General features: G+C 33.5%; 4 protein-coding genes. All 4 read left to right on the top strand.

The window, feature by feature from the left end:
- Positions 1-74 precede the first annotated feature (74 nt).
- A complete protein-coding gene (locus G6W43_RS10415; RefSeq protein ID WP_223232041.1) occupies positions 75-620 on the top strand; it encodes a hypothetical protein in 546 nt (181 codons plus the stop codon).
- Entirely contained in the window at positions 620-3469 is a 2850-nt protein-coding gene (locus tag G6W43_RS10410; RefSeq protein ID WP_180997192.1) for a type VI secretion system Vgr family protein, read from the top strand. Before G6W43_RS10415 ends, G6W43_RS10410 begins: the two co-directional genes overlap by 1 nt.
- Before the next feature lie 62 nt (positions 3470-3531).
- Entirely contained in the window at positions 3532-4104 is a 573-nt protein-coding gene (locus G6W43_RS10405; RefSeq protein WP_194169756.1) for a hypothetical protein, read from the top strand.
- Between the two features lie 2 nt (positions 4105-4106).
- A partial coding sequence (locus tag G6W43_RS10400) for a hypothetical protein (RefSeq protein ID WP_194169755.1) occupies positions 4107-4316 on the top strand: 210 nt, incomplete at its 3' end.

Raw genomic sequence — 4316 nt, 5'->3', positions numbered from 1 at the left:
ACATTAGAATATATAAATGATGAAAAAGATTTAGAGAATTTATTAAATAATGGGAATAAAAAGGAATTAGCACAATGAGACAATTAGCAATAATCATATTTCTCATAACATCTTTATATTCACATGAAGCAAATTGTACGGATATGTTTGGGGTTATTTTTGATAAAAAAATAACTGATGAAAATACCGCTAAATACATAGAATATTATATAGACAAACTGGGTTGTGATGCTAATGCTAGCGTAAAATTAAATAATTTAATGGCTAGATCGAATTTATTAGAATTTGCTTACGATGCAAACAAAACTAGAACTATTGACATGCTTTTAGACAAGGGTGCTACTCCAAATGGCTGGCTATCTACGTCAATAGGGCTTGACTTTTCGTTTTTTTTTAATAGTAATGGAGTTCCAATAGAGAATAAAAGAGCCAGTAAAGAATTGCTTAAATTTATAAAAACACCAAAATATAAGGAATTTAAAGAAGAGAAATTTAAACTGATCAAAAAACTATTAGATCATGGGCAAGACCCAAAAGATTATGTCGTTTTAAAATCTATTTTAAAAATTGTAAATGACGAAAAAGAATTTGATGAGTTAGTAGAAGGCAGGAATAGGTAATGGATTTATTTAATATAAGCAAGAAGAAACTTGAAGTAAAAAATGATAACACTGATTTGAAAGACTTTAAAGAAAAAACTACCTCACAAAATGCAAAAGACAATGTAGATGCTTTTATAAGAGCTTATCCTAAACCTCCACTAATGGACAAAATTTTTGATGCTGCTGGAGAAGGAGTAAAAAGAGGCATAGACGATCAAACAGAAATTAAATTCAGAAAATATAAAGAGGCAAAAAGGCTTGGCATACTGGAAGAGTCAAAGCCTACGATTAAATTAAATGATGCTGATATTAAAGAATTTGAGGAAAGATTACAAGAAGAAGAAAACGAAAAAAGATTGAAAGAGCAACAAATGGACAAAAACACAACATCACCAACATCATCACTAACTAAGCCAGTCGTGCTAGCATCTGGCAACTCAGTGGCAACAGACGGCTTTGTAGATTATGGCGTATCTAACGATGCCTTCTCTACTCTTCAGATAGCAAACGATAAATTTATAGTCACAAGGGCTGATATAAATGAGAGTTTAGAAGATATATTTAGCATAGAGTGCTTTGCCTATATAAATTTGGTCAAAAATCCGCTTTATGAAAATTTAGAGAGCATATATAATGATAACGCTCAAACTGGCATATATAGATACCTTGATAAGGGTATGAAGCTAAGCATAAAAAGACCATCTTCTACAAACAAGAGTATCATCCCAAGCAATAATGGCAGTGACTATATCTACTTTAGCGGCATAGTAAGCGATGTCGAGTATCTAGGCGTCGATGATGACAGCAGCACAAATATAGACAAAAAATACTTCTTCAAATTTAAACTCACATCTTCGCTATATAGACTAAGTATAAATAGAGCAAATAGAATTTACACAGATCAAAGCGTGCTTGAAGTAGTAAAAGAAATTTTGTCTTTTAACAAGCAAAGGCTAACTAAAGAGCTAGACTTCTCAAATATCAAAAATAGCTACAATAAAAAAGAATTTATAGCGCAGTACAACGAAAGTGACCTAGCCTTTATAACAAGACTTTGCCATGATAGTGGTATATATTTTTACGAAGATAATGAGAAAATTTACTTTCATGATACCTTTATCCTAGCTTATAGCAACCAAGCTGAAGGCCTAACGCAAAGCGAACCTAGCAAAGGCAAAGAGGCTAGAAAAGTAAGCTTTAATGTAAATTTAAATAACAACCTTGCAAGCGAACACATAAATAAAATCACAAAGAGCGAAACTCTAAAAGCAAACAGCTTCACCCACTCATTTCAAAACACAGCCTATCCGAACGTGCTAGAGAGTAAAAATGAGAAGATATTTGACGAGCAGGTAAATATCTATGATAAGCATATAAATTTAGATGAGTATTCATTTAGTGATACGAGGTTGCTTGAGGTCAGTACCTATCTTAAAAAGCTAAGAAGCGATATGCTTTTGAAAGAATTTGTCGCTAGCTCAAACGTCTTTGCTCTAAATTTAAACGACAATATCTCAGTCGCCATAGATCAAAGTAGCGGCGAATATGAGTTTAAAATAATAGCTATAAAACACACTTATATAGACGAAAGCGTTTTAGAAAATACTCTAAATTTAGGTGATAACGTCCCTTTAAAAGATAAAAAATTTATAAGCTCATATACAAATGAACTAAGCATCATCCCAAGTAGCGTGAAATTTGTGCCAAGCTATAAACAAAAGCCAAAAGCGCCTGACATCACTCTAGGCCTTGTCGTAGGACAAGATGGGCTAAATAGCCAAACAAACACCATCCATACGGATAGTTACGGCAGAGTAAAGGTAAGACTAAACGCCTTTAGTACACAAGAGCAGATAGATAAAGACGACACCATAAACGCAAGCTATCATAAAAGTGCCTATCTAAGAGTGATCACACCTATCGCAAGCAACAGCTCTGGCTTCTTTGCGATACCTAGGGTCGGCGATGAGGTGATCATCTCATTTTTGCAAAACGACATAGATAACCCAGTGGTAAGCGGCAGCCTCTATAATGCCTCAAATATGCCACTAGTAAATGTAGATAATAACTACCATCAAACATCGCTTAGCTCAAAAACGATCGGAGCAAACGAGACTGGCATAAACGAGATCACTTTGTCAAACTTAAAAAACAAAGAGCAAATTTATGTAAAAGCAGAGAAAGACTATGACGAGCTAGTAAATAACGACTTTTCTCAAACGATACTAAACGACAAGAGCTCTCAAGTGCATGGTAGCTACACGGAAAGGGTCAAAAAAGCACACATCCAAACGATAGATCTTGCTAAAAACGTAAATGTCGGCGGTGAATATCTAACGACGGTCGGACTTTCAAAAGATACGGTAGTAGGCGTCTCAAATACACTAAATGTAGCTGTTGATGATACAACTAGAGTTGGTCAAGATAGACATGAGTTTGTCGGCAATGATAAATTTGTCGAGATAAAATCAAACCTCAACACAACCATACACAACGACGAAACTAAAGAGATAAAAGGTACCAAAGAGCAAAGCATAGATGGTAGCTACAAGCTAAATTCTCAAAAGGGCATAAATGAGTTTAGTAACGAGCACATCGTACTTCAGGCAAACAACTACATCGACATAAATGCCAAGTCAAATTTCACAACAAAAACAGCCGCGCAGCACACAGAGATGGCAGACTCTAAGTATAGCGAGATCGAGACGACATACGAGGTTAATGCTAAAAATGAGATCATCCACCAAGTAGGCAGCACCAAAGTAACCATAAATGGCGCAAGCGTCGTGATAGAAGTTGGTGGCATAAAAGCGATATTTGACAGCATGGGACTAAGAGTCATCGGCGGAGATATCAAGGCGTTGTAAAAAATATAAAAAGCAAAGAGGTCTTAAAATAGTATAAAGTAGCTAGGTAGGCAAGGATAAAATTGAGAGACTATAACAAAAGACCAATAGTTATAAAGGACAATAGCTTGCTCTTTGTATTTATTTTTGTTCTGCCAGTGCTTATTGTAGATTTTATTTATTTATTGCTTGGCGCCAATCGCTTTTTGTCAGCTATCATAGCATTTGGTATTGTAGCTTATATATTGCCGTATTTTAAAAATAAAAATTATATTGCCATAAACTCTGATAGTGTGAAATTTTTGGAAAATGGCAATATTATAAGAGAGATAAAATTAAACGAAGATTTCGAAATTTATAAAAGTTTTGAAAATCTAAGCAAAGAGTTAAAAGGAGCTAGGAGGTATTTGACAATGCCAGCAAGAATAGTTCTTTATCCTTTGACAATAATGTCAAATTTTATTTTTTGGCTTTTATTTAAAAGAAAAGTAAATTATAAATTTTATGAGTATATTATTTTAAAACAAAAAAGCGTGATAATTAGTATTAGCCCAAATACCAATTACGAAAGAACACTGATAAGAAAATTCTTTAAAGATAATTTTGATAGTGATATAGAAAAAGCAGAAAAATTGCTTACATTTGACTGGGAGTAAAGATGAGAGATTATGATAAAAGACCAATAGTAATAAAGGACTATAATTCTATATTTATGTTTTTGGTAGCTATGCCTTGGCTTATTTCATCTGTTTATTTTTTATTCACTCACCACAATAAAGCAGCATTTTCTTTTTTGATAGCGCAAACATTTTATTTTAATATTCGTCCTTATATTTTTAATGGACATAAGCGAAGCATAAAACTATAT

Origin of the sequence: Campylobacter concisus, assembly GCF_015229965.1 — a bacterium.
Taxonomy (GTDB): domain Bacteria; phylum Campylobacterota; class Campylobacteria; order Campylobacterales; family Campylobacteraceae; genus Campylobacter_A; species Campylobacter_A concisus_BD.
Note: the sequence above shows the minus strand (reverse complement) of the source record. Positions and strands in the feature narration are given on the sequence as shown.